The 20,170-nt window shown below is 71.1% G+C and carries 20 protein-coding genes and 2 pseudogenes; 7 read left to right on the top strand and 15 right to left on the bottom strand.

Annotated features, from left to right (window positions below; all coding sequences use genetic code 11):
* Nucleotides 1-345: 345 nt before the first annotated feature.
* The 8 genes and pseudogenes from IEZ08_RS10615 to IEZ08_RS10585 all read right to left on the bottom strand — a co-directional run bounded on the left by IEZ08_RS10615 (nt 346) and on the right by IEZ08_RS10585 (nt 7,834).
* A complete protein-coding gene (locus tag IEZ08_RS10615) occupies nt 346-795 on the bottom strand; it encodes an Rv3654c family TadE-like protein (protein ID WP_084779481.1) in 450 nt (149 codons plus the stop codon).
* 214 nt (nt 796-1,009) lie between these two features.
* Nucleotides 1,010-1,366, bottom strand: a pseudogene (locus tag IEZ08_RS40505) (TadE family type IV pilus minor pilin); the annotation flags it as partial.
* A 41-nt stretch (nt 1,367-1,407) separates the two neighbouring features.
* Nucleotides 1,408-1,710: a DUF4244 domain-containing protein gene (locus IEZ08_RS40500; RefSeq protein ID WP_307815345.1), complete on the bottom strand. Its 303-nt coding sequence runs from the start codon at nt 1,708-1,710 to the stop codon at nt 1,408-1,410.
* 137 nt (nt 1,711-1,847) lie between these two features.
* A complete protein-coding gene (locus tag IEZ08_RS10605; RefSeq protein WP_229803030.1) occupies nt 1,848-2,405 on the bottom strand; it encodes a type II secretion system F family protein in 558 nt (185 codons plus the stop codon).
* 390 nt (nt 2,406-2,795) lie between these two features.
* Nucleotides 2,796-3,509: a type II secretion system F family protein gene (locus IEZ08_RS10600; protein ID WP_189242066.1), complete on the bottom strand. Its 714-nt coding sequence runs from the start codon at nt 3,507-3,509 to the stop codon at nt 2,796-2,798.
* 299 nt (nt 3,510-3,808) lie between these two features.
* Nucleotides 3,809-4,975, bottom strand: a pseudogene (locus IEZ08_RS10595) (TadA family conjugal transfer-associated ATPase); the annotation flags it as partial.
* Complete coding sequence (ssd, locus tag IEZ08_RS10590; protein WP_189242065.1) at nt 4,972-6,018, bottom strand: septum site-determining protein Ssd; 1,047 nt, start codon at nt 6,016-6,018, stop codon at nt 4,972-4,974. The pseudogene IEZ08_RS10595 and the gene ssd, both read right to left, overlap by 4 nt.
* Nucleotides 6,019-7,060: 1,042 nt before the next feature.
* Complete coding sequence (locus IEZ08_RS10585) at nt 7,061-7,834, bottom strand: Fic family protein (RefSeq protein ID WP_229803029.1); 774 nt, start codon at nt 7,832-7,834, stop codon at nt 7,061-7,063.
* Between the two features lie 329 nt (nt 7,835-8,163).
* On the opposite strand from IEZ08_RS10585, the gene acs reads away from it, so the two are divergent.
* From acs to IEZ08_RS10560, 5 genes are all read left to right on the top strand, one after another.
* Nucleotides 8,164-10,149, top strand: a complete 1,986-nt coding sequence (acs, locus tag IEZ08_RS10580) for an acetate--CoA ligase (protein ID WP_068920696.1) — start codon at nt 8,164-8,166, stop codon at nt 10,147-10,149.
* A gap of 206 nt (nt 10,150-10,355) precedes the next feature.
* Nucleotides 10,356-11,597 carry a Na+/H+ antiporter NhaA gene (gene nhaA, locus IEZ08_RS10575; RefSeq protein WP_068920695.1) on the top strand — a complete coding sequence of 414 codons (1,242 nt, stop codon included), beginning with the start codon at nt 10,356-10,358 and terminating at the stop codon, nt 11,595-11,597.
* A gap of 10 nt (nt 11,598-11,607) precedes the next feature.
* Entirely contained in the window at nt 11,608-12,096 is a 489-nt protein-coding gene (locus tag IEZ08_RS10570) for a phage holin family protein (RefSeq protein WP_189242064.1), read from the top strand.
* Nucleotides 12,093-13,016, top strand: a complete 924-nt coding sequence (locus IEZ08_RS10565) for an alpha/beta fold hydrolase (protein ID WP_068920693.1) — start codon at nt 12,093-12,095, stop codon at nt 13,014-13,016. The genes IEZ08_RS10570 and IEZ08_RS10565 overlap by 4 nt, the downstream gene beginning before the upstream one ends.
* Nucleotides 13,013-13,453: a DUF309 domain-containing protein gene (locus tag IEZ08_RS10560; protein ID WP_068920692.1), complete on the top strand. Its 441-nt coding sequence runs from the start codon at nt 13,013-13,015 to the stop codon at nt 13,451-13,453. The genes IEZ08_RS10565 and IEZ08_RS10560 overlap by 4 nt, the downstream gene beginning before the upstream one ends.
* Nucleotides 13,454-13,466: 13 nt before the next feature.
* Here the strand turns inward: IEZ08_RS10560 and IEZ08_RS10555 are convergent, their stop codons facing one another.
* The gene (locus IEZ08_RS10555) at nt 13,467-14,660 is read right to left on the bottom strand and encodes a MarP family serine protease (protein WP_068920691.1); all 1,194 of its coding nucleotides are present in this window, start codon (nt 14,658-14,660) and stop codon (nt 13,467-13,469) included.
* A gap of 73 nt (nt 14,661-14,733) precedes the next feature.
* On the opposite strand from IEZ08_RS10555, the gene IEZ08_RS10550 reads away from it, so the two are divergent.
* Nucleotides 14,734-15,324, top strand: a complete 591-nt coding sequence (locus tag IEZ08_RS10550) for a HEAT repeat domain-containing protein (protein ID WP_189242063.1) — start codon at nt 14,734-14,736, stop codon at nt 15,322-15,324.
* Here IEZ08_RS10550 and IEZ08_RS10545 read toward each other — a convergent pair.
* On the bottom strand, nt 15,271-15,915 hold the full coding sequence (locus tag IEZ08_RS10545; RefSeq protein ID WP_068920689.1) for an NUDIX hydrolase: 645 nt from the start codon (nt 15,913-15,915) through the stop codon (nt 15,271-15,273). The two genes, IEZ08_RS10550 and IEZ08_RS10545, sit on opposite strands and share 54 nt — an antisense overlap.
* An 83-nt stretch (nt 15,916-15,998) precedes the next feature.
* A complete protein-coding gene (nth, locus tag IEZ08_RS10540; protein WP_189242062.1) occupies nt 15,999-16,718 on the bottom strand; it encodes an endonuclease III in 720 nt (239 codons plus the stop codon).
* A gap of 198 nt (nt 16,719-16,916) precedes the next feature.
* On the opposite strand from nth, the gene IEZ08_RS10535 reads away from it, so the two are divergent.
* Complete coding sequence (locus IEZ08_RS10535) at nt 16,917-17,597, top strand: Crp/Fnr family transcriptional regulator (RefSeq protein ID WP_068920687.1); 681 nt, start codon at nt 16,917-16,919, stop codon at nt 17,595-17,597.
* A gap of 20 nt (nt 17,598-17,617) precedes the next feature.
* Here IEZ08_RS10535 and IEZ08_RS10530 read toward each other — a convergent pair whose 3' ends face one another.
* The 4 genes from IEZ08_RS10530 to sp36 form a co-directional block, all read right to left on the bottom strand.
* Entirely contained in the window at nt 17,618-18,409 is a 792-nt protein-coding gene (locus IEZ08_RS10530; RefSeq protein WP_068920686.1) for an MBL fold metallo-hydrolase, read from the bottom strand.
* Between the two features lie 26 nt (nt 18,410-18,435).
* Nucleotides 18,436-19,272, bottom strand: a complete 837-nt coding sequence (locus tag IEZ08_RS10525; RefSeq protein ID WP_068920685.1) for an NUDIX hydrolase — start codon at nt 19,270-19,272, stop codon at nt 18,436-18,438.
* 151 nt (nt 19,273-19,423) lie between these two features.
* Nucleotides 19,424-19,882, bottom strand: a complete 459-nt coding sequence (locus tag IEZ08_RS10520; protein ID WP_068920684.1) for a RidA family protein — start codon at nt 19,880-19,882, stop codon at nt 19,424-19,426.
* Between the two features lie 5 nt (nt 19,883-19,887).
* On the bottom strand, nt 19,888-20,043 hold the full coding sequence (sp36, locus tag IEZ08_RS10515) for a Sp36 family protein (protein ID WP_141703503.1): 156 nt from the start codon (nt 20,041-20,043) through the stop codon (nt 19,888-19,890).
* Nucleotides 20,044-20,170: the final 127 nt, after the last annotated feature.

Below are 20,170 nucleotides of genomic sequence, written 5' to 3'. Positions count from 1 at the left end.
GCCAGTCCCCCGGACCGGCTCCCACCGATCCAGACCTCCGACCCCGGCCGAGCGTGACCGGACCGCCATAAGCGGCGCTCCAGCGCGGTCACCCGCGGCCCGCCGCCCCTACCTGAGGCACGAGACGGCATGGGCGGAAGGTAAGTGGCACCTTATGAGGGATATCCCCTTCTTGGACACGCCGTCCAAGAAGTCGTGATTCGATTGGAACCTTGCCACCTGCGCGATCAGCATTCCACCGTCCCAAACCGATGAGAACCCTCCGCCGCGCGAAGACCCAAGACATCCTCTTCACCCGGCCGGCGGCCTCCACTCACCCGACAACCCTCATCCAGGCGACGGCCTTCACTCACCCGGTGGAAGACGGCCCGCCTCATCCGGCAGAACCGGCGGCTCTGCCGTCACCGGGAGACCCGGGACGTGGACGGGGCCCGCCCGCGCGTAAGCCGTGACGTCTCGGCTGCCGACGATAGGCAGGGAGAACCGCATGACCGTCCGGACGGCGGCGACACCGTCGGCACCGATGTCGCACCGGGTGAGCCGGGCGTTGTTCTCCGCCGAGAGAAGCGCTGCCTCAGCACATCCCCGCTCGGGGTCGGCCAGGGCCAGCCGGGCGGCGGCGAGCGCTCCGAAATCAGCCGCGGTCTGTACCCGGTGGCGTGCCACCCTGGCGGTTCCGGCGAGCGTCACCGCCACCGCGGCGGTGAAGACCACGGCCGCGACCCCGATCATCCAGATCGTTGCCGATCCCCGCTCCCGCCCACTCCGTTCCCGTGATCCCCGCTCTCCCGGCATCTGCGGCTCCCGCTCCCGCCCTCCCAGCTCTCGTAACCCCGGCTCCCGCTCGTCCCCTTCCTGCTGTCTCGACACCTTCGATCTCCGTTCTTGCTCTTCCTGCTCCGGCAGAAGCCGGAACCGCTCTCTCCTGCGCCCGGCTGGGCAGCTCAGGTTGCTGCCGAGCCGATCCCGCAACGGCGGTGTCCTCCTGCCCGGCACCGGGCTCAACCGCGGAGACCGCGACAGCGCGGACGGCCACCTCGGGCAGCGAGAGACCCCAGCGGGGCCTGACTCCCGCGGAGACCTCCACCCGGGCGCGCCCGGCATCCCGGGTGATCTTCACTCGTGCTCCCACCGGAGCGGCCGCGCGAACACCGTCCCGCACCCACTCCAGTGGCTCTCCTCTGGACGCGGCCCGCGCACCCGATCGCGCCGCGTCCGCGCATTCCAGCTGCGCCTCGACAACCGCCACCGCCCACAGACCGGCTGCCAGGATCACGATGAGGGCCGGCAGCACCACTGCGGTCTCCGCGGTGACCGACCCCCGGGAAGAATCCCGGACACGGGCCGGACCGGAGCAGTGATCCATCATCTTGCGCACAGGCCGCGGGACGGATGGACGCACCGGAATCACCCTGCGACGTTGAGGGCCCGGTTGATGAGATTAGTGATCATCTCCTGCACCTCCGGGCTGGTCACGACCTTGAAGAGAAGAGCGGCGAACGCGCAGGCGGCGATCGTGCCGACGGCGTATTCGGCGGTGGACATGCCGCGCTCCCGGCCTGTTCCGCCGGTCAGCAGGGACCAGCGGGCACGCCACAGGCTTCGCAGGTCACGCAGGATGCCGCCGGCTCCGCCTTCACCATCGGATCGGCCGCCGAGCCCGAACCACCGCAGATCACGCAGGATGCCGCCGGTTCTTGGTCCAGCCATCGTTTCCTCCTGGGGATCACTCCGGGCCCCGTGCCCGGCAGTGCTCGGACCAGGCTCTCCGACGCGCATATGGCCCTGTGGACACGAGCGCCATCCTGTGGATAACTTTCCGCGTGCACTTCGATCCTGTGGATAACTCACGGAAGCATGACCTGACCGGCAAGACCCGCCACGACGGGAACGATCCCCAGAAGCACGAATGCGGGCAGGAAACACAGACCCAGCGGCGCCACGACCTGGACCCCCACTCTCTGGGCAGCAGCGGCCGACATCGCACGAGCGGCCTGACGGGAGTCGTCCGCCACCCGCGTCAGCACATCCGCCACAGGAGCACCGCTGAGAGCCGCCCGGCTCATCGTGCGGGCCAGCGGAGCGAGCGCGGGTTCACCGGCGAGGGTGGACCACGCGCTCTCCGGAGCGGCTCCCAGTCTCAACTGCCCGTTGACCCATGCGAGCCGGTCCCCGAGTGGACCGCCGATCGCCTGGACAGTGACGTCGAGTGCCCCAGTGATCGGCTGCCCCGCGCGCAGACACGCCACCATGAGGTCGGCCGCCAGCGGCAGGTCGGCGGTGAGCCGGCCGCGCTCCGCGCGTGACGCCGGCGGCTCACGCCTCCGGAGGATCAGGACGGTGACCATGGAACCGATCACGCCCAGGACCGCTCCGGCCGGGCCTCCCACCAGAAGGAACGCCATCAGCCCCACGGCGGCCCCGAGCCCCGTCTCACCCCTGCCCGCCCGTCTCTTTCCGGTTTCCTCCATCTCTCCCCGCACCGGCACGCCCAGCCCGGCAGCGGTCCCCGAAGCGTCCGGCAGGCGCGAACACACCTGATGAAGCCTGCGGGCGGGATCATCGGGTGGCCCCCACGACCAGACGGCGAGCCCGATGAGCAGGGTGACCGGTGCAACGCCCAGTAAAGCGTCCAACATCTGAACCTTCCTCAGCGTGAAGACCCGGGTCTCAGTCATGGAATGGGCTGATCGACCTCCCGGTGCAAGGGTCGATCGCTTCCCTCCAGCGCTGGACCCGTACCGGGCAGGACTGTGAAGAAGACCACCGGTGGAAGAAGGTCATGGAACGGGTCGTCATGCCCGCTCAGCCCGGGCGATCAGGCGGCGAGTCCACCACAGACCGCACCCGTCGAGTGCGAGACCCCCGAACAGACAGACCATCCCCACCGGACCGCCGACCAGGAAGTCGAACGGGCGCATACCAAGCCCCGCCGCCATCAACAGGCCCAGCGTGGGAAGCCCGGCAAGCAGTCGAGCGGTCGCACGTGCCCCGGCGAGTTGGGCCGCGACATCCTTGCGGTGTGCCTCGGCCTCCCTGAGAGAGACCGCCACTCGATCGACGAGGACGGAGAGCCCGCCCCCGACGGTCACACCCGCCCGCCAGCACGCGGCCAGCCGACGAAGACCTTCACCTCCCCGCTCCGGAGCGGCGGCCAGCAGGGCCGCTGGAACGTCACCCCCGTCCCGCGCCGCGGCTACGGTGGGCCGGAGCGCTTCCGGATCGGGAAACGCCACAGCCGACACGGCCCGAGCCAGCGCTTCCCCGGCTGTGCGTCCGGCGGCCAGTTCCGCGGCGAGTCCCTGACAGAGTTCGATCGATGCCACCCTCCAGGCCTCTGCCCGGCGAGACGGCCGGGAGAGCCCGATGAGCGGCCGTTCGGAGCGGGCCGCCTCTCCGGTCCTCTGCCGTTTCAGACGATCGAGCCGATCCAGCCGGACGGCCCCTGAACTGGATCCCGTCCACAGCCATGCCGCCAGCATGGCGAGGATCGCGGCGACCGCCGTCATCGCCACATGAGAGCGCCGGGAACCCGCTCGCTGCCGGAGACCCGACCAGGAACGGAAATCTGATCAGGGGCAGGCACCCGGCCATCAGTGGGGATCCGGTCAGGGGTGGAGGCCTGGTGACCGGTAGAGACCCGATCAGGAGTGAAGCCCTGATGCCCGGCGGAGACCCGGTCATGGGTGGAGGCCTGGTGACCGGTGGGGACCGGATCAGGGGCGGAGCCCTGATGACGGGAGGAAGTCTGGCGGGAGATGCGGGATGGCCGGCCGAGGAGGGGGCCCGTCCCGGCGGAGGCGGTGGGAAGGCGTGCGAGAAGGGCGGGGAGGCCGGGACCGGGTGCCGCACGGCCGTCCCGGGAGAAGGTGAGAGCGGTCTCGGCGTTGACCAGGCCGGAGGCCTGGCGGGTCATCATGCAGATCTCGGCCACCCGGCGCCGACCGCCGGAGTGGTCGCGGGTGAGGTGGATCACGATGTCCAGGGCCGCGGCGAGCTGGCTGTGGACCGCCTCCCGGCTGAGACCTGCGGCGCAGCCGAGGGCCTCCAGTCGCGGTGGCACGTCGGCTGCGGTGTTGGCGTGCAAGGTGCCGCAGCCGCCCTCATGGCCGGTGTTGAGGGCGGCCAGGAGGTCTACGACCTCGGCTCCGCGGACTTCTCCGACGACCAGGCGGTCCGGTCGCATGCGCAGTGCCTGGCGGACGAGATCGCGCAGGCCCACTCCACCCGCGCCCTCGAGGTTGGCCGGGCGGGACTCCAGCCGTACGACGTGCGGGTGCAGGGGCCTGAGCTCGGCGGAGTCTTCCACCAGGAGAAGGCGGTCGCCCGGATCGGCCAGGGAGAGCAGGGCGGACAGGAGGGTCGTCTTGCCCGTGCCGGTGCCGCCCGACACGAGAAAGGCGAGTCTCGACTCGACCACGGCGGTGAGGAGCGGAACGGCATCGGCCCTGAGAGTGCCCGCGTCCACCAGGTCGGGAAGCGTGAAGGTGCGGCGGGGCGGGAGCCTCAGGGACAGGCACGTGCCCTCGGGGGCGATCGGGGGCAGCACGGCGTGGAGCCGGACACCTCCGGCGAGCCGGGCGTCGACGTAGGGACAGGCGTCGTCGAGGCGCCTGCCCGCGGCCGAGGCGAGTCGTTGGGCGAGTCTCCTGACCGCGTCTTCGTCGGGGAAGGTGATCTCGGTCCGGTGCAGGCCGCGACCGTCGTCGATCCACACCTCGCGGGCCCCGTTCACCAGGACATCGGTGATCTCCGCCTCCGCCAGCAACGGCTCCAGCGGCCCCGCGCCGATGAGGTCCGCGCACAGGGCGCGGGCCACGGCCAGAACCTCCGCGTCACCCAGGACCGCCCGCTCCGCCCGGAGCACGACGGCGACGTTCGCGGCGCTCGGCTCGGCGCCGATGTGCGCGAGCCGTACCCGGACCGCTTCCACCAGCTCGGGCGAGACCGTTCCGGTGGGGTCGGCCGCGCTCACCTTTCCGCTCCGACCAGGGAGTCCAGGAAGGCTCCGCAGAATCTGCCGAGAGGGGTGCGGGGGCCGAGCGGGGGGATGTCACCGCGGTTCAGGACGGACGTCAGCCGCGGCTGGTCGGGCAGGCTTCCGGCGCACGGCACGGCGAGGGAGGTGCTGACCACGTCATCGGCCAGGGCGCCGCTGCGGACGGCCGCCCTGATGTCAACGGTGTGCTCTCTCAGCCCGGTGAGCACCTGGGCCGCGGCCAGAACCCCGCGCACATCGGCGGTGACGACCACGAGAGTGGTCGCGGCACGGCCCAGGGCCTCCACCGCGGCGGGATCGGGACGTCGGGGCAGGTCGACGACCACCAGGTCGAAGCCTCGTTGTCCCGCGTCGAGCACCGAACGCATCGCCTCGGCCGGGATGGCTCCGGCCTCTCCTCGGTGGAAGGAGAGCAGGGCCAGCCCGGAGACGCTGGGAAGCGCCGCCTGGAGGGCGGTGAAACTGACTCTGCCCGCCCGGGCGACCAGATCCGCCCAGCGCGCCCCCTCGGTCTCCTCCTGACCGAGCAGGAGATCGATGCCGCCGCCGAGCGGATCAGCGTCGACGAGGAGGGTGCGCAGCTCCCTGCGGGAGGCGGTCAGCGCGAGCGAGGCGGCGAGAACGCTGGCGCCGGCTCCGCCCCGCCCGCCCACGACGCAGAGGACGAGTCCGTCCTTCGTCGCGGGCTCCACGACATCGGCGAACTCGTCGACCAGCCGCCGTTCGGCGGAGGGCAGTTCCAGGACGGCCTGGGCTCCGACCGCGACGCATTTGCGCCAGGTGTCGGGATCACCGGGAGTCCGGGTGACGAGCATGACGCGCGAGCGGGACGGCGGCCCGGTGGCCGCCAGGGCGTCGGCCGTGTCGCTGCCGACGACGACCATCGGGGCGTGGGCCCAGTAGGGCCGGGCGTGCGCGGGCACGTGGGCCACATTGAGCTCCGTGCCGGCGGCCGCGGCGATGCGGAGCAGATCGTCGAGGAGGTCGTGGTCATCGGTGATGGCCAAGGGGCGGTCCAAGAGTGCCTCCCTGAAACGTGGGAAGCCCCAACGTGCCGGGGTAACCGCCTCGGCCGTGGTTCTGAACGGCGTTCTGTGGATCGGCGGCGTGGCCGGACCCGCCTGTGGATAACGCGCCTCCGGACACGCTTGGAAATCCGGAGGCATCCGGAGACCCGGGAAAAGGGGCGACCCCCGCTGGGGGGGATAGCGGGGGCCGCCGAACGGTCCGGCTCCGGGGGGGTAGAGCCGGTCCCGTTTCAGGGAAAAGCTTTCAACAATCGGACAGGGTGTGGCAAGGGACCGGCAAAACCAGCCATGCGCGACGCCCCCGTCTTCATGGAGATACATCCGTATGCTGCCTCATCGACTTGCGGCACGTCGAGGAGGAATCTCCGTTTTCTACCGTTTTCCATGTGACAATCTGATCACTGAACCCTGATTCGGACCCTCGAAGCGGCCCCTTATCGATCACTTATAGTGATCGGTTTCGCCTGTCCGGACGCCTCCGGATCGCTCATGATCAGCAGATCGGGCAATGTTCATGAGGTATGGAAGGTTCATGGTAGTTCGTTGAGGAATGTCCCCGGATCCGTAAAGGTCTTGGTTCCAGGGGTTCCCATCAGCCCGGATTCGTCGTACAAAGGTTGCACGGACGATGTGTCCGGGCACGTCCATCGGGCACCCACGCGCGACCAGCCGCGGGAGGCGCGTCGAGACGGGCTTGACCCGCTCCGACGATTACAGGTGCACGCTTGGTAACCCGATGTGGCGTGCTGGCGACGGCGCCCCGTCTCAGGGGCGCCGTCTGCTTCGCCTTCAGGACGTCCGTAATTCCGCCCACCGGTGACCGCACGTTCCGTCGCACGTTCTGCACGTGCCGCCGCACACTCCGCACGTTCCGCCACACGTTCCCTGCGGCCCGCACCCCGCATGATCCACATCCCGCGCGGTCTACGTTCCACGTGGTCCGCAGCTCACACAGTCCATGCCCCGCGCAATCCGCGTCCCGCGCAATCCATGTCCCGCGCAATCCATGTCCTACATGAGCGTGACCGGCCGGTCAGCCGCGCTGCATGGCCTCGCAGATCGCCGTGGCCTCCCGGACGCCCAGGACGACCGCCGCGGCGCAGTGGCGTACCCACGCCGCCACACCGTCGGAGGTCCCGGTCAAATAGGCGCGCAGGCTCTCCGCATAGGCCGGCCCGAGCTCCAGGTGCCCCAGCTCCACCGCGGCCAGAGACTTCGGGTCCAGGCCGAACTCCACCAGCGTCAACCGCTCCGCGGCCCTGGCGACGATCCCGTCCGCCGAGCCGAACGGCCGCACCACGGCCAGCTCGGCGTGCACGATGGCGGCCAGCACCAGCGCGGGCGCCTTGGAACCGCCGGCCACCAGGCCGGCCAGGCCGGCCATCCGGGCCACGGCCTCCTCCGGGCCGGGCGGGGTGCCCAGTCCGAGAGGATCGGGCGCTCCGGCGGAGTCCCGCGGGCGGCCGAGGTCCTCGGTCAGGCCGACGGCGGCCAGCGCGTGCAACCTGGCCAGCACCTGGCGCGGCGCCGTACGCCAGGTGGAGCCGAGCCGCCCCAGCTCCGCCGAGACGCGCAGCGCGCCCTGCACCACGGGGTCGGTGACCTCCGGGATGGCCTCCAGCGGGATGTCCACGCCGTCGAGCGCGGCGGACGCGCGGGCCCCGCGCAGCGCGGACTTCGCCGACACCTCGGGGCTCTTGCGCCGCAGCACGCGGTGCCCGTAGAGGCGGTCCACGGCCCTGCGGGCCTCGGTGATCGCTTCGGGCACTCCGGGCATCTCAGCGATGACAGCCAATGGGTCGCTCACGGCCCCGACCCTACCGGCCGGTTAACAAGCCTCGGACGCCGCCACGGCCACTTCCCGGAGAACGACCCCGGGACCGTTCACCGAGCGCATCGGGCCATCCGGCGCACCGCCGTACCAGCGGGCCTGGAATAACGCCCTCTACCTTCCTACGGTGTCGGAATCGCAACGTTTCTCCCGCTGTCACTACGCAGCGTCAGGAACGGTGCGGAGTCGCGTCCCTCTTGTCACCGATTGGTACAGACCTGTCTAGACCTCTTGTGGCGGGTACGGGTGGCCTGGTGAAGTGGGACACGTCCGAAGCCGACGAGCAGTACGAGAAGGAGTGCGTAGTGGCCCCGGAGACCCCTGGTTCCGAACCGCGTGAGACCCAGGAGACGCTGTCGAACCTGCTGCACGAGACCCGGCGGTTCGCTCCTCCCGCCGAGCTCGCCGCGGCCGCGAACGTGACCGAGAACGCCTACGCCGAGGCCGAGGCCGACCGCCTCGCCTTCTGGGAGCAGCAGGCCGACCGGCTGAGCTGGTCCAAGCGGTGGGACACCACGCTGGAGTGGAACCCGCCCTTCGCCAAGTGGTTCGTCGGCGGTGAGCTGAACATCGCCTACAACTGCGTCGACCGCCACGTCGAGGCCGGACGCGGAGACAAGGTCGCCTACCACTGGGAGGGCGAGCCCGAGGGCGACAGCCGGACGATCACCTATGCGGACCTGCAGAGGGAGGTCGCCAAGGCGGCGAACGCGCTGATCGAGCTGGGCGTCGGCAAGGGCGACCGGGTCGCGATCTACATGCCGATGATCCCCGAGCTGCCGATCACGATGCTCGCCTGCGCCCGCATCGGCGCGATCCACTCGGTGGTCTTCGGCGGGTTCTCCGCCAGCGCGCTCAGCGGCCGGATCAAGGACGCCGACGCCAAGGTCGTGGTCACCGCCGACGGCGGCTACCGGCGCGGCGCGCCGAGCGCGCTCAAGCCGACCGTGGACGAGGCGGTCAAGGAGTGCCCGGGGATCGAGCGCGTGCTCGTGGTCCGCCGGACCGGCCAGGACGTCGGCTGGAGCGACAAGGACGTCTGGTGGCACGACCTGGTGGAGCGCCAGAGCGGGGAGCACACCCCGGTCCCGCACGACGCCGAGCACCCGCTCTACATCCTCTACACCAGCGGCACCACGGGTAAGCCCAAGGGCATCCTGCACACCACCGGCGGCTACCTGACCCAGACCGCCTACACCCACCACGCGGTCTTCGACCTCAAGCCCGAGACCGACATCTACTGGTGCACCGCCGACATCGGCTGGGTGACCGGTCACTCCTACATCGTGTACGGCCCGCTCGCCAACGGCGCCACCAGCGTCATCTACGAGGGCACCCCGGACACCCCGCACCGCGGCCGGTTCTGGGAGATCGTGCAGAAGTACAAGGTCACGATCCTCTACACCGCGCCGACGGCGATCCGCACGTTCATGAAGTGGGGAGACGACATCCCCGCCAAGTACGACATGTCGTCCCTGCGGATCCTGGGCAGCGTCGGTGAGCCGATCAATCCCGAGGCCTACGTCTGGTACCGCGAGAACATCGGCGGCAGCCGTACCCCGGTCGTGGACACCTGGTGGCAGACCGAGACCGGCGCCATCATGATCAGCCCGCTCCCCGGCGTGACCAGCGGCAAGCCCGGCGCGGCCATGCGCCCGCTGCCCGGCATCACCGCCGACGTGGTCGACGACCGGGGAGAGAGCGTCCCCAACGGGGGCGGCGGCTTCCTCGCGATCCGTGACCCGTGGCCGTCGATGCTCCGTACGATCTGGGGTGACGACCAGCGCTACATCGACACCTACTGGTCCCGCTTCGAGGGGATGTACTTCGCGGGCGACGGCGCCAAGAGGGACGAGGACGGCGACATCTGGCTGCTGGGCCGCGTCGACGACGTCATGCTCGTCTCCGGCCACAACATCTCGACCACCGAGGTCGAGTCGGCCCTCGTCTCCCACCCGAAGGTCGCCGAGGCGGCCGTGGTCGGCGCGACCGACCCGGTGACCGGCCAGGCCATCGTGTCGTTCGTCATCCTGCGCGGCAGCGCCGAGGAGGGCGAGGACATCGCCGCCGAGTTGCGTGCCCACGTGGCCAAGACGCTCGGCCCGATCGCCAAGCCCCGCCAGATCCTGGTCGTTCCCGAGCTGCCGAAGACACGCTCCGGGAAGATCATGCGGCGTCTCCTGCGCGACGTGGCGGAGAACCGCAGCATCGGTGACGTCACCACGCTCGCCGACAGCACGGTGATGAACCTCATCTCCGAGAAGCTGCCCAGCGCCAAGAGCGAGGACTGATCCCCGTCCGGCTCGGAGATCCGGTGGCCCGGCGCCGTACGGCGGCGCCGGGAACCGCCGTGCCGTCCCTGTGGTCCAGGTGAGGGGGACGCGACGCGCCCAGATGAGATCACTTTGGGCGGTTTGGGTAAACTGATGCGAAGGCGCGCCGGGAAGTCTGGTCGGCCAGTGGGGGAACTGGCCCTCTCTGCACTCCTGGAGGCTTCATGCGCCGCACCGCCGAGAAGTGGCCTTTCCCGCTCACCGCCCGATACGCCGGCCAGCTGACCGAAGCCCTCCGCGCCGAGACGGTCGGCGGCGTCGTCATGTTGCTGGCCACGGTCGCCGCGCTCGTGTGGGCCAACGTGTCAAGCGACTCCTATGAGGCGCTGCGCACCACCGTCGTCGGCCCGGAATTCCTCCACCTCAACCTCGAACTCTACAAATGGGCACAGAACGGCCTGCTTGCGATCTTCTTCTTCATCGCCGGCATCGAGGTCAAGGAGGAGTTCGTCCACGGTGAGCTCGCCAACCTCCGCAAGGCCGCCCTCCCCGTCCTCGCCGCCGTCGCCGGAATGATCGTCCCCGCCCTCGTCTACCTCGCGGTGAGCTGGGGGGCGCCGCAGTCATCCCGGGGCTGGGCCATTCCCACGGCGACCGACATCGCCTTCGCCCTGGCCGTCCTGGCCGTGACGGCGAGCGCGATGCCGACGGCGCTGCGGGCCTTCCTCCTGACGAGCGCGGTGGTCGACGACCTCGGCGCGATCACCATCATCGCCGTGTTCTTCACCGAGCACGTCAACGTCCTGGCCCTCGCGGCCGGCGCGGCGGTCATCGGCCTGTACGGCCTGCTCCAGGCCCGGCGCGTCCGGGGAGTGTGGATCTACGTCCCGCTCGCCCTCCTCGCCTGGTACCTCGTCGAGATCAGCGGTGTTCACGCGACCGTCGCCGGGGTAGCCCTCGGCCTCATGACCCGCGTGCACAGCGCGCCCGGTGAGGAGAACTCCCCCGCCGAACTGGCCGACCACCGCCTGCGGCCCGTCTCCGCGGGCTTCGCCGTCCCGGCGTTCGCCTTCCTGTCGGCCGGAGTGGTGCTCGACGCCGACGCCCTCGGCGGGATGACCGGCGACCGGGTCGTCCTCGGTGTGATCGCCGGCCTGGTCGTCGGCAAGTTCCTCGGCGTCTTCGGCGGGGCCTGGCTGGCCGTACGGCTCGGCCTGGCGAAGCTGTCGGAGGATCTGCACTGGCGTGACATGGCCGCGGTGTCGATACTGGCCGGCATCGGATTCACCGTGTCACTGCTCATCGGGGGCCTCGCCTTCGGCGATGATCCGGAGAGGGCGTCCGCGGTGACCACCGGCGTGCTCGCGGCCAGCCTCATCGCCTCCGTCCTGGCGGCGATCCTGCTCAGGGTGCGCGTGCGCAAACACCTCAACGCGCAGGATGATGTTGACACCCGCGCTCGATAGGAGACCGTTCATGACGCAGAATCCGGCCACGAACCCGGCCGCGGAACCGCAGCAGGAGTCGCTGGGCACGCTCGTCGCCGAGGCCAGCAGCCACATCTCCGCCCTCATCCGGGCCGAGCTCGAACTGGCCAAGGCCGAGTTCAGGTTCGACGCCAAGCGGGTCGGCATGGGGGTCGGGCTGTTCGCCGCCGCCGCGTTCATCGCGCACCTGTGCCTGATCCTCGCCTCCTTCACCATCGCCTACGCCCTGGTGGCCATCTTCGACTGGGCGGAGGTCTGGGCCTTCCTGGCCGTCACCCTCTTCTACGTGGTCCTGGCCGTGGTCATGGTCATCATCGGTGTCCGCCGGTTCAAGGGCCTGACCGGGATGAAGCGGACGCTCCGCTCGCTGAAGAACCTCAAGAGCGGCGAGAGCGAGACCGGGGTCGCCGCCGTCCCCGCGCCGTCCACCGCCGGGCAGCTCGGTTCGCACCGCGAGTCAGTGAGACCGGATCAGTGAGCCGCCCCGACGAGTCCGTGGTCCGGATCGAAGGTCCATGGACCCACCGCTCCGTACACGCCCGCGGCACCCGCTTCCACATCGTGGAGGCCGGTGAGGGCCCGCTCGTGCTGCTGCTGCACGGGTTCCCCCAGTTCTGGTGGACCTGGCGCCACCAGCTCGTCTCCCTGTCCACGGCGGGTTACCGCGCCGTCGCCGTGGACCTGCGCGGGTACGGCGCGAGCGACAAGCCGCCGCGCGGCTACGACCTGCCCGCCCTGGCCGCCGACGCCGCGGGGCTGATCCGCGCGCTGGGCGAGACCGGCGCCACCGTCGTCGGCCACGACTGGGGCGGCCTGGTGGCCTGGACCATGGCCGTGCTGGACCCCAAGGTCGTCCGGCGCCTGGTCCCGGTCTCGGCCCCGCACCCGCTCCGGCTCCGGTCCTCCCTGGTGTCCGATCCGTTCGGCCAGCTGCGGGCCAGCGGTCACACGCTGGGGTTCCAGCTGCCGATCCTTCCCGAACGCCGGCTGACCGCCGACGGCGCCGCCCAGGTGGGCCGGTTCCTCGACCAGTGGTCGGGGCCGGGGTGGCCCGGCGAGGAGGTCTCCCGGACCTACCGGGAGGCGTTCGCCATCCCCAACGTCTCCCACTGCGCGCTGGAGTACCACCGCTGGTTCACCCGCTCCCAGCTCCGCCCGGACGGGCTGCGCTACGCCAGGCTCATGCGCACCGAGATCGAGACGCCCACGCTGCAGCTGCACGGCGCCCTCGACGGGCGCGTCCTGCCGCGGACCGCCCAGGGGTCCGGTTTCCACGTGACCGCCCCCTACCGCTGGCGGCTGATCGAGGGCGCCGGGCACTTCCCGCACGAGGAGCGTCCCGAGACATTCGACACCGAGCTGCTCGGCTGGCTCGCCGACGCGGAGCCCGACCGGTGATCCCCCGGGACCGCGACGCCGACGGCAAGGCCAGGAACCAGCGCCCCCGCGACGCGTTCGGGCGTCCGCTCCCGCGCGGGGCCGAGGGCGTGGAGCGCGTCCCCGACGACTACGCGCCGGACGCGGAGGAGGCCCTCGCGGAGGCCCGCCGTCTGCTCGGCGAGGAACGCCCCTTCCACGCCCACGAGGTTCTGGAGGCCCGCTGGAAGACCGGTCCCGCACAGGAGCGGGACCTGTGGCAGGGGCTGGCGCAGATCTGCGTCGGCCTCACCCACCTGCAACGGGGCAATCAGCGCGGCGCCGCGGCACTGCTCGCGCGGGGCGCGGAGAGGGTCAGCCGGTACGGCATGCCGTACGAGGCGGTCGCCCTGGCCACTCGCGAGCTGGACGTCCAGGATCCGCCGGCGGCGATCGCCAGGATCAGGGACCTGCTGTGACGACCAACGGGTGTCAGTGGTCGCACTCCTGGGTGTCGACCGGGTTGGTCAGCCGGGCGCCGTCCTCGGCGTCCGGTGCGACCTCGGCGGCGGTGAGCACGTAGCCGGTCTCCCGCTGGTCGGGGGCGGCGGCGAAGACGACGCCGTAGACCCTGCCGTCGGGGGTGAGCAGCGGCCCGCCGGAGTTGCCCTGACGGACCAGCCCCCGGATCGAGTAGATGTCGCGGATGACGGTCTTGCTCTCGTAGATGTCGGGGCCCTTGGCCCGCTGCCGCACCCGCAGGCGGGCCTCGTTGAGGGTGAAGCCCTCGCCGTGCGGGAAGCCCGCGACGACCGCGTCGTTGCCCTTCTCGGCGGTGCCGTCGAACCGGAGGATCGGCAGGTCCAGCCCGGGGACGTGCAGGATCGCGATGTCCCGGTCGGGGTTGTAGAGCACGACCTTCGCCGGGCGGACGTTGTTGCGGTAGTCGATGACCTGGAGATCCTGGTTGACTCCGGCGACCACGTGGGCGTTGGTCATGATCTTGTTCTGGGCGTAGACGAACCCGGTGCCCTCGATGTGCCGGCGGCAGCTGGTCGCGACGCCCTGGACCTTGACGATGCCCTGGCGGGCCCGCCTGAGCTGCGGGGCCTTGGCGACACTCTCGTCGGGCGGCGGGACGTCGACGAGGTGGGCGCCCCCGATGCCCTCGAACACCTGGGGGAAGCCCGAGGTGTCGATGAACTGCTTGAACGGCTGCTGGATGCCCCTGGCCGCCTGCGGGATCACCTGGTCGACGGCGCCCAGCAGGACCGACCGGTTGACATGCTCGCTGATGAGCGTGAACGGGGAGACGGCGACCAGGGAGCCGATGAACCACGCGACGATCAGCACCGCCAGCGCGCTGGCGAACGTGCCGCCGACCGCGTCGACGACCTTCGCCGGTTCCCAGGTGACGTGGCTGCGGATCACCGCGCCGATCGTCGAGGACGCGAACTGCCCGACGATGGCGGTGAGGAAGACGATCACGATGGCGAGCAGCGCCCGCTCGGTGTCGCCGTCGATCACGGCGCCGGCGATCGGGGGCGCGATGAAGACGCCCAGCAGCACGCCGCCGACGAACCCGATGAAGCTCATCGCGCCGATGATGAACCCCTGACGGTATCCCGACACCGCAAAAGCGATCATCAAGCCGATCAGGATCAGGTCAAGGAGATCACCGCTCACCCCTTAACGGTATCCACCCACCGCGCCGCGCGTGCACCCGTTCCCGGGGCTCCCCCCGGTTTATCGTGGCCGTATGGCAACGACCGGGGGGCCGGTGCCCGTCGCCTCGCTGATCGAGGAGGCGCTGGGGGATCCGGACTACGACGGCACGATCCGCTGGCAGGTGATCGCCGCCCTGCACGAGCGGAGGGACCTGGAGACCTTCACCGCGGCGCGGCGGCTGTGCGGGGGCGGGACGGTCACCGAGCGCATGCTCGGGGTGGACATCCTCGGCGGGCTCGGTTTCACCGACCGGAGCCTGCCGGTGCTGCGCTACCTGGCCGCGTCCGAGGACGATCCGATGGTGCTCTACTCGGTTCTGATCGCCTTCGGGCACCTGCGCGACCGGCGCGCGCTGCCCTCGGTGGTCCCGCTGACCGGGCATCCCGACGCGGCCGTCCGGTACGGCGCCGCCTACGCGCTGCCCAACATCGTGGGCGACCCGCCCGACCCGGCCGGCATGGACGCGTTGCGCCGCCTGACCAGGGACCCCGACGACGACGTGGCCGACTGGGCCTGCCTGGGCACGGCCCTGGTGACCGGCTCGGCGGGCAGGACGGCGCCGGGCCGGCTAACCCCGGGCGGCGAGGTTCAGGACGTCGGGCGGGAGGTCCTCGACCCGTGAGCGGTCCCAGGGGCGCTCGAAGCCCGCGTCGGCGAGCACCCCGTCGAGGACTCCGGCGGTGAACCCCCACACCAGCAGGCCCCGCACCCGGAAGGCCGGTCCCGAGTAGCCGCCCGGGAGGCGCAGCCGGAGCCGGTTGGCCGGGTCGACCAGCTCGGCGATGGGGACCCGCTCCACCGAGTCCACCTCGTCGGGCGAGGCCGCGTGGACCGCCGAGGGCGTGTGCCACCAGCCGATGACCGGGGTCACCCGGTTGTCGCTGCGGCTGACGTACAGCTCGGGCATGGTGCAGACCACGTGGACGCCCGCCGGGTCGAGCCCCGTCTCCTCCTCGGCCTCGCGCAGCGCGGCGGCGATCGGCCCGCCGTCGTCGGGATCGACTCCTCCGCCGGGGAAGGCGGGCTGTCCCGCGTGCCGCCGCCCCCGGGAGCTGCGCTGGATCAGCAGCACGTCCGGGCCCAGCGGCCCCTCCCCGAACAGCAGGAGCACCGCGGCCGGTCGTCCGCCGGACCGGGGCGGGCGCATCGCCGGGGGAACCGGCGCCGTCGTGACACGCTCGGCCAGCCTCTCCAACCATTCAGGCACTTCCACGGCCCACCTCCGATCTTCTCCAACGCGACGTCCCGACCCACGCTTCCCGGGGCGGGACGGAAGCCTCCGCCGTACGGGGACCGTTACGAGAACGGGCCGGGGCGCACCAGTTTCGCGGCCTCCGCGGCGGCCGTGGGGCCGGTGCCGTACGCCGGGCAGAGTGCGGCCAGCGGGCAGGCGCCGCACGCGGGTCTGCGCGCGTGGCAGATGCGGCGGCCGTGCCAGATCAGGCGGTGGGACATCATCGTCCAGTCACGCCTCGGGATGAGCTCGGCGACGATGTGCTCGATCTTGACCGGGTCGGTCTCGTGAGTCCAGCCGAAGCGGTTGACGAGCCGCTGGAAGTGGGTGTCCACGGTGATCCCGGGGACGCCGTACGCGTTGCCCAGGACGACGTTCGCCGTCTTGCGGCCCACACCGGGCAGTGTGACGAGGTCCTTCAGTTTCCGGGGGACCTCGCCGCCGTACCGCTCGCACAGGGCCTGCGCCATGCCGATGATGCTGTTGGTCTTGGCCCGGAAGAACCCCGTGGACCGGATGATCTCTTCGAGCTCGGCCCGGTCCGCCCCGGCATAGTCCTCTGCCGTCTGGTATTTCGCAAAAAGCGAGGGAGTGGCCATGTTGACCCGTTTGTCGGTGCACTGCGCGGACAAGATGGTCGCGACGAGCAACTCGAGGGGGGTACGGAAGTCCAGCTCGCAGTGGGCGTCTGGGTAGGTCTCCGCCAGGATCCGGTCCATTCGCCGGGCACGGCGGACCAGCGCGAGCCTCGACTCGCCCGCCGGGCTGTCTTCACGGGGCATCCCGACAGCCTATGCGTCCCGCCCCGCGACGGCCTCTCCCACAGGCCACTTCGATGCCTGCCGGTGGGATGGGTCACAATGGCTGTTGCGGACGCCGGAGAGGGGAAATCCGGCTCCCGTGAAGCGCCACGTGCGCAGCGAGCAGGCCGGCGATGCGTGAGCCGTGAACGATGCGTGAGCCGTGAACAAGGAGGCACCGTGAACACCGAAGACGTGCTGGGCAAGGCCCCTCTCTTCGCGGCGCTCGACCGCGAGAGCGCCGCCGCCCTGCGCACCAGCGTCTCGGAGGTCCGGCTGTCGAAGGGGCAGACCCTCTTCAGCGAGAACGAGACGGGCGACCGGCTCTACGTCGTCCTCGAAGGCAAGATCAAACTCTCCCGGACCGCCCCCGACGGGCGGGAGAACCTGCTCAGCGTGCTCGGACCCGGTGAGATGTTCGGCGAGCTGTCGCTGTTCGACCCCCGTCCCCGTACGGCGTCCGCCATCGCGCTGACCGAGGTCCAGCTGGCCGGTCTCGGCCACGACGACCTGCGCCCCTGGCTGACCGGCCGCCCCGAGGTCGCCCTGCACCTGCTGCGCGCCCTGGCCCAGCGGCTGCGCCGTACCAACGACGTCCTGGCCGACCTGGTCTTCACCGACGTCCCGGGCCGGGTCGCCAAGGCCCTGCTCGATCTGGCCGACCGCTTCGGCCAGAAGATCGACGACGGTGTCCGCGTCCACCACGACCTCACCCAGGAGGAGCTGGCCCAGCTGGTCGGCGCCTCCCGCGAGACGGTGAACAAGGCCCTGGCCGACTTCGCCCAGCGCGGCTGGCTGCGCATCGAGGCCAAGGCCGTGGTCATCATGGACATGGAGCGCCTGCACAACCGCTCCCGCTAGCTCCCGCTGGAGGCGGCCGTTCACGTCCCGTCGAGATAGTCCAGCTGGGCCCGGACCGACATCTCGGCCGCGGGCCAGAGCGAACGGTCCACGTCCGCGTAGACGATCTCGACGATCTCCCGCGGCGTGACGGCGCCCCGCTCGCGCGCCCGGCGGATCTGGTCCAGGCGCTGCCTGCGGTGCGCGAGATACCCCTCCAGCGCGCCGATCGGGTCCGGCAGCACCGGGCCGTGACCGGGCAGCAGGGCCTCGGCGCCCACCCGCTCGGCCGCGGCCCGCAGCCGGTCCAGGGAGCGCAGGTAGTCGGCCAGGTCGCCGTCCGGGGCGATGACGGTGGTGCCCCGGCCGAGCACGGTGTCCCCGGTGAGCATCGCGCGGTCCTCGGGCAGCCAGAAGCAGAGCGAGTCGAACGAGTGGCCGGGCGTCCCCACCACGTGGAGTTCGAGATCGCCCGCGACGACCACGTCGCCGTCGCCCAGCCCCTCGCCGCCCAGCCGGTGCCGGGGATCCAGCGCCCGCACCGGGGCTCCGACCAGCCCGGCGAACGTCCGCGCGCCGCCGCTGTGGTCGTGGTGTCCGTGGGTGAGCAGGATCGTGACGACCCTGCGGTCGCGCAGGTGCTCCGCGACCCGGGCGAGGTGCCCGGGATCGTCCGGCCCCGGATCGACGACCAGCGCCTCCTCGCCCCGGCCGATCACCCAGGTGTTGGTGCCGTCCAGGGTCATCGGGGACGGGTTCGGGGCCAGCAGGTTGAGCGCGTGCGCCGTGCCCGCCCCGTCCGGCCCCTCAAGCGGGATGCGGAGCCCACTCATACGATCCCCTCACCCCACCGGTCCGGTCATGCCGCGCCGAACCTGTAGTCGTCGTCCAGGACGATGTGCATCACGCCGTCCACCTCCGCGATCCTCGGCATGTGGGTGACGATCTCCCTCTCGGCGCCGAGCACGTCGTCCACCTTCTCGTAGGCGGACAGCTCCGTCAGGGTCCGGTGGGTGGGCGGCATCAGGAAGATCCGCCCGGACCCGGCCTGCGCGACCGCGTCGGCGGGCCGTACCCAGGCCACCTCGTCGGCCTCGCCGCCGACGTCGCGGGTGCGCTGGCCGGGCGGGAGCGCCGCGACGAAGAACCGCGTGTCGAACCGCTTGTGCTCGACCTCGGGAGTGATCCAGTGCGTCCAGGGGCGCAGCAGGTCGGAACGGAGGACCAGGCCGCGCTTGCCGAGGAGGTCGGCGAAGGACAGGCTCCGGTCGATCAGCGCGAGCCGGTCGGCCTCCCAGTCGTCGCCGGTGGTGTCGGCCACGACCGAATCGGGCGACGGCCCGGCGAGCAGCACCCCCGACTCCTCGAAGGTCTCCCGTACGGCCGCGCAGACCAGACCCCGCGCGAGTTTCTCGTCGGCGCCGAAGACCTCGCCCCACTCGGCGGGTGCGGGACCGGCCCAGGCGACCGCGTGGTCGGTGTCGCGCGGGTCCACCGAACCGCCGGGGAAGACGTAGGCCCCCGCCGCGAAGGCCATGCTCGCCCTCCTCCGGAGCAGGTAGACCTCGACTCCCCCGCTCCCCTCACGCAGGACGACCACCGTCGCGGCGTCCCGGGCCGGGACGGGCTCCACCCGGCCGGCCAGGATGTCCCGGGCGCGCAGGCCGAGCTCTCCGGGGAGCGGGATACCACCCATATCCGAACCTTTCCACCGACTATCCGAACATCACTCGGTTTTCAGGGTTCATCATGTGGCAGACCCCACCCCCGGGACAATCACGCGGGCCTCGGGACCCCGGCGGACCACGGGACCCCGGCGGACCTCAGGATTTCAGGACCTCAGGATTTCAGCGGACCTCGGCGATCAGCTCGACCTCGACCGGCGCGTCCAGCGGGAGCACCGCGACACCCACCGCGCTGCGGGCGTGCCTGCCCGCCTCGCCGAACACCTCGCCGAGCAGCTCACTCGCTCCGTTGACGACCTGCGGATGCCCGGTGAAGTCGGGCGTGCTGGCCACGAAGCCGACGACCTTGACGATCCTGACCACGTTCGACAGGCCGCCGGCCACCGACGCGACCGCCGCGAGGGCGTTGAGCGCGCACGTCCTGGCGAGGTCCCGGGCCTCCTCGGCGCTCACCTCGGCGCCGACCTTGCCGGTCGCCACCAGCTTGCCGTCCACCATCGGGATCTGACCCGAGGTGTAGACGTAGTCGCCCGTGCGGACGGCCGGGACATAGGACGCCAGCGGGGTCACGACCTCCGGCAGCGCCAGGCCGAGCTCGGCCAGCTTCTCCTCGGGGGACACCTCGCCTACTCCTTGGGGCGCTTCAGGTAGGCGACCAGCTGCTCGGGGTTCGGCCCCGGCACGACCTGCACGAGCTCCCAGCCGTCCTGTCCCCAGTTGTCGAGAATCTGCTTGGTCGCGTGGACCAGCAGCGGCACCGTCGAGTACTCCCATTTCGTCATGCGAGACAGCGTAGCGATCGGACGCGGGCCGGTCCGTGGCGGCGTCACCGGCGGGAGGTGTGAGGGGGTGTGAGCGGAGTGTGAGTCTCGTCCCAAACGACGGCCACCGCGAATCGCCGATTGCCCG

Origin of the sequence: Planobispora rosea, from assembly GCF_014648175.1 — a bacterium.
In the GTDB taxonomy this organism is placed as follows: domain Bacteria; phylum Actinomycetota; class Actinomycetes; order Streptosporangiales; family Streptosporangiaceae; genus Planobispora; species Planobispora rosea.
Note: the sequence above shows the minus strand (reverse complement) of the source record. Positions and strands in the feature narration are given on the sequence as shown.